The 3,576-nt window shown below is 67.8% G+C and carries 5 protein-coding genes; 1 reads left to right on the top strand and 4 read right to left on the bottom strand.

The genetic code is table 11. The features are described from left to right. A partial coding sequence (locus AC08OP_RS22720) for an ISKra4 family transposase (protein WP_476616031.1) occupies nucleotides 1–1,402 on the bottom strand: 1,402 nt, incomplete at its 3' end. 95 nt (nucleotides 1,403–1,497) lie between these two features. On the opposite strand from AC08OP_RS22720, the gene AC08OP_RS22715 reads away from it, so the two are divergent. Then, entirely contained in the window at nucleotides 1,498–1,989 is a 492-nt protein-coding gene (locus AC08OP_RS22715) for an IS630 family transposase (RefSeq protein WP_476616030.1), read from the top strand. Nucleotides 1,990–2,182: 193 nt separating this feature from the next. Here AC08OP_RS22715 and AC08OP_RS22710 read toward each other — a convergent pair whose 3' ends face one another. The 3 genes from AC08OP_RS22710 to AC08OP_RS22700 all read right to left on the bottom strand — a co-directional run. Beyond that, nucleotides 2,183–2,512 carry a HepT-like ribonuclease domain-containing protein gene (locus AC08OP_RS22710; protein WP_476616029.1) on the bottom strand — a complete coding sequence of 110 codons (330 nt, stop codon included), beginning with the start codon at nucleotides 2,510–2,512 and terminating at the stop codon, nucleotides 2,183–2,185. Then, on the bottom strand, nucleotides 2,509–2,826 hold the full coding sequence (locus AC08OP_RS22705; protein ID WP_476616028.1) for a nucleotidyltransferase domain-containing protein: 318 nt from the start codon (nucleotides 2,824–2,826) through the stop codon (nucleotides 2,509–2,511). Before AC08OP_RS22705 ends, AC08OP_RS22710 begins: the two co-directional genes overlap by 4 nt. A 198-nt stretch (nucleotides 2,827–3,024) precedes the next feature. Beyond that, on the bottom strand, nucleotides 3,025–3,576 hold a 552-nt coding region (locus AC08OP_RS22700), incomplete at its 5' end, for a DUF6262 family protein (protein ID WP_476616027.1).

The raw sequence follows: 3,576 nt of genomic DNA, 5'->3' as shown, positions 1-3,576 counted from the left end.
TGCGTAGCCGTAGCACGGCCTCGGCGCCGTCGAGGCCCCAGCGGGCTCCGGTGATCTCCATGCGGTCCTTGACGAGCCACTTCGCCGTTCCCTCGATGAGACCGGTGGCGATCGGCCAGCCGTTGGCGAGCGCGAGGTCATAGCGCAGGTAGGGGGCCTTGGCGTCGAGGTAGTCCGCCGCGGTGTCGGCGCCCTTGCGTTCGGTGGAGTTGTAGCCGTTGTAGGTGGCGCGGCGACGCAGACCGGTCGCGACGTCACTGGCCTTGCCCGCCAGGACTCGGCGGGCCCGGTCGCTGACCCAGGCCTCGGCGTCGGGGTCACCGGGGTCGAAGAACGACCAGGCGGCTTTCCAGAGGTACTCCAGGACGTGGACGAAGCCGACCACGATGGTCACCGTGACCGAGCGGCGGGCGGCCTCGGTGCGGATCGCCTCGATCTGGGTGTTGTTCCCGTCGACGAGCACGACCCAGGTCCGCTGGTGGTGGGGGTCGCGCCGCTGCGCCTCGTCGAAGCCTGCCGCGATGACGGTGGCGATGTCGTCGATGACGGAGGCGGTCAGCCACTTCCCGGTGGCCTTCGGCCCGTCCGCCCGTGGCTGCGGCGGGCTGGCGGCCTGGGCTTTCGGGCGGCGGGGGATGACGTCGTCGACGGTGCGCGGCGCCGGGGTAATGTCGTGCACGACGGCGATCTCGGCCATCCGTTTACGGTTGGCCTTCTCCCCGGGTGACAGGCGGGTCGCGAGCCGCTGGGTGGCCTGCCGGGCGGCCTTCGCGGTCGCCGGGCGCAGCGCCTCGGGGCGCATGACGATGCCCTTGCCGTCGAACTGGAGCACCAGCAACCGGCCGGCGCCGGCGATCTCGGGCCGGGCCTGGTCGTAGAAGGCGGCCACGTCGGCGGCAAGGCCACGGGCGAGCTCGACGGCGAGCCGTTTACCCAGGACCTGGCCGGTCGCGCGGGCGACCGCGTCGATCGCGTCGTCGAACGAGCCCCGGGTCACCTCCCGGGCAAGCCTGCGTGCGAGCGTGTGCGAGTACAGCCCGACCGGCAGGTTCAGCGCCCGGTCCGCGGGATGCAGGTTGCCCACCCCCGCCGCGCGGTAGGCGTTACGCGTGACCGTGACCTGCCCGAACTGCGACACCAGCCGCCGGTCATGGCCGCGTTCGGTCCGGGTACGCGCCACGCCGTCGGCGCCGACCGGCGGCGGGTCAGCCCGCGTCTCCTGTCCGGCCCGCAGGTCGAGATGGCCCTGGAACAGCGCCCGCAACACCTCGCGGCCGTGCCGGTCGACCAGCTCCTCGACCTCGTCGTGCGTGCCAGCGCGGGCGTCCGCGCCGGCGAGCAGCGCCTCCAACGCGAGGTACCGCGCCCTGGCCTCGGTGAACGGCCCCGCCGACGGCGGCACGACCGGCTCCTCATACCCTGACACGCAGGCTCCTTCTCGCTGTCACGTCCTCTTGGTTTCGTCACCACGGAACGTAGCGAGAAGGAGCCCCCTTCTTGACCAACCCCGGCACAGCACTCGATGATCGCTACCAAAATGATCTCACTCGACCGGAACTACACCCAAAGGTTTTCGGTGAATGCTACCCAACCCGCACGGGCGACGACTTCCTGGAGTTCATCAAGAAAGCCGTTGAGCCTCACAGAGATAAAGAGATCCACATCATCCTCGACAATCTCTCCACGCACACGACGCCCGACGTGATGAAGTGGCTCGAGGAGAACCCCAGAATCACGTTCCACTTCACTCCCAAAGGATCGTCGTGGATCAATCAGATCGAGAACTGGTTCGGTATCATCACCAAGCAGTCGATCCGGCGGGGCACCTTCAGCTCGGTCAAGGTGCTGATCAAACAGATCCGGGACTACATCGAGCACTGGAACTCCACTGCGGAGCCGTTCGTCTGGACCGCGACAGCCGGGGAGATTCTGGCCAAGGTCAAACTCGTCGAGACCAACATCAAGAAATTGGTTGCCAACAACGGCTGACAAAGGAATCAGAATCACGCTCCACTAGTCGATACAGGAAGGCCAGGCTGCCATCGCACCGTCGACGACGGCGGTCAGTTCGGCGGCCGTGGCGCCGTCGCGTGCCAGCAGCAACCCCGCCCCTAGAGCACGCCTCCATCGCGGCGAGACAGGCGCCGGAACCAACAAGACGTGCTGTCGCGTGGCTGTAAGGTCAGTCATCGAGCCAAGGGTGCACGGTCCGAGCAAGTCCGGGGATTTCGATTGTGACCGCGACCCAGAGCAAGTCCGCGTCGACCGCGAAGTAACCGTGTACCAGGTGGTTGCGCATGCCGGCTATCGCGGCCCAGGGAACCTCGGGGTGGCCCTTTCGGAAGGAATCGGACAGCCGTGCGGCCGCCTCTCCGATGATCCCCACCCACCTGATCAGGGCAGCGGCGAGGACGACATCTTTGTCCAGTTCGTCCCGCGAGGCGGGCAGATGCGCGCCGATCAGCTCGGCGTGTTCGACGATGTCGCGCAGGCGCTCGTCGTCGGACCTCACAGGGTAACGGCCTCGGCAAGAACGCGCTGGCGTAGCCGGGGTCGCAGGCCGGCCACCGTCGTCGCGTCGATGTGGACGTCGAGTGCCGACTCGGCCTCGCTGATGAAGCCGCCGAGGTCGAACAGACCCCGTCCCGGGGCAAGGTCGACGAGCAGGTCGAGGTCGCTGTCGTCGTCCGCGTCGGCGCGGGCGACCGAGCCGAAGACGCGGATGTTGCTGACGCCGTAGCGTTGTGCGACCGCGTAGACGTCTGCGCGGCGCCGACGCAACTCACTCAACGTCACCCGCCGGCGACGATCAACCTTCGTCGTCACAACGACCCCTTCCGGGAGAAGCCTGGCCCGCTATCAGGATCGCACAACAGCTGCTGCCGGGATCGTTGTGGAGTGATCCCGTTTCCGTGGACAGCGAAGTTGTCCGGAGCCAGGTCAGGACTTCTTTTCGGATGATCTTGGTAGATGGTGCTGTTTTTCCTGGTCAGCGGTCTGTTCTGGGTGTGCGACAGGTGTTGTTCACGCGGATGGGTGCGGCGCTGGCCTGTTGAGCGTGCTGATCAGGTTGCGGTTCGCTGTCCGTGCGGCGACGAGCTCGTCCTGGAGGTCGTTGAGGTCTCGGCGGGCGTCGAGGAGCTGGTGTTCGAGGGTGGTGATGCGCTCGCGGAGCGCGGCTACCTCGTCGGTTCCGGCGAGGCAGGCGGCGTGGAATGCCTGTGCGCCGAGGATGGTCGACAGCCGTTGGGTGAGTTTGACGTTCTGCTGGCGCAGGCGCTCGTTGTAAGCGCGGACGTTGGCGAGGTCGGCGAGCAGGGACCGCTGGCTGATCCGGGGGCTGGGCGCTGCGCCGGCTGGTTCCGTGGCGTGCGTGAGAACGTGAGCGCGCAGGTCGTGGTGCCGGTAGAGGAATGAGCGGTCGACGTCGGCGGCGCGTGCGACCGCCGAGACGGTGATCTCCTCGCCGGCTTTCTGGAGCCGGGTGAGGGTGTCGAGGACCTTCTGCCGGCGGCGCTGGCTGTCGGCGCGGCGGGCCGCGGCGAGCGGCTCGGGTGGGTCGCCGGCCATCAGTGG

It is taken from the genome of Frankia sp. CeRuru1 (genome assembly GCF_977966315.1).
This window is presented reverse-complemented; position numbering and strand designations above follow the sequence as displayed.